At 43.6% G+C, this 1,003-nt stretch carries 1 protein-coding gene; it reads right to left on the bottom strand.

What is annotated here, in order from left to right; translation table 11 throughout:
- Positions 1-35: 35 nt before the first annotated feature.
- A complete protein-coding gene (locus tag QUA40_RS28900) occupies positions 36-977 on the bottom strand; it encodes a GAF domain-containing protein (protein ID WP_333132172.1) in 942 nt (313 codons plus the stop codon).
- Between the last annotated feature and the right edge of the window lie 26 nt (positions 978-1,003).

The following is a 1,003-nucleotide window of genomic DNA, read 5'->3' as shown; positions in this document are numbered from 1 at the left end:
CATCTTTATTTGACGATTTTACTAGCTTTTTCATTTTAACTCTTTTGTGACACATTCGCAAAAGTGAGATGCACCCCCATGAATCCAGCTATTTCTAGACCTTCTATTGACTCTAATTCCTGCTGTTTAGGCAAAATCATTTGTTGCAGGCGGCGGGTTACGTCTAGTTCGGCACTCATGCGAAGGTTTTCTACTTTTAGCCGTTCGTTCAAAAGCAATATTTCTCTATTAGCTTGGGCTAATTGTGCGGTGCGTTCCTCTACTTTTTGTTCGAGGGTTTGATAAAGTTGGGCATTTTCTAGGGAAATAGCAGCTTGGGAAGATAGGAGTTTTAAAACTTCTATTCGCGCTGGGGTGAATACTTTTTCTGCTAGATTGTTTTCTAAGTAAACTACGCCCATGAAGCGACCTTGATTGATGATGGGAGTACAGAGTATGGATTTCTTTTGATGGGCAACAATATAGGGGTCGGTGGCAAATATCGCCTCGGTGGTAGCATTGTTTAAGACGGCACTTTTTTGGGTTCTTTCTACATAGTTGATGACGCTCATGGGGAGGACTTCGGCGAGGGGCTGATGGGGAATGAGTGATAGGGTAATGTTGTCGCCTTCGACTTGTCCGACGGCTTCTATGGTGAATGTGTTTGAGTGTTTGAGCAGTAAATATCCGGTTTCTGCGCCGGCATTTTCTATGGCGATTTTAATTAGTTTTGCTAGCAATTCACTCAGGACGATTTCGCTGGAAATGGCTTGGGCGGCTTTGAAGAGGGAGGCGAGGTCAAAGCCTTCGGAATTGCTGCTACTGGTGATGGTTGCTAAGGTGAGGCTGGTTTCTGCGGGTTTTTGAGCGTTAATTTTGGCGAAGAATTGGGGATAGCGGGTTTCTAAGTCTTTGACTTTGGCTTTGGCTCCCCAACGGATGTAGCAGTAAGCTGTTGTGCCTTTAAATAGGGTATAATAAAAACTTAGCTTAGTCAATCAATACAAAAATGCCAGCAAAAAAC

This window comes from Microcoleus sp. Pol11C3 (genome assembly GCF_036701485.1).
Lineage (GTDB): Bacteria > Cyanobacteriota > Cyanobacteriia > Cyanobacteriales > Microcoleaceae > Microcoleus.
Note: the sequence above shows the minus strand (reverse complement) of the source record. Positions and strands in the feature narration are given on the sequence as shown.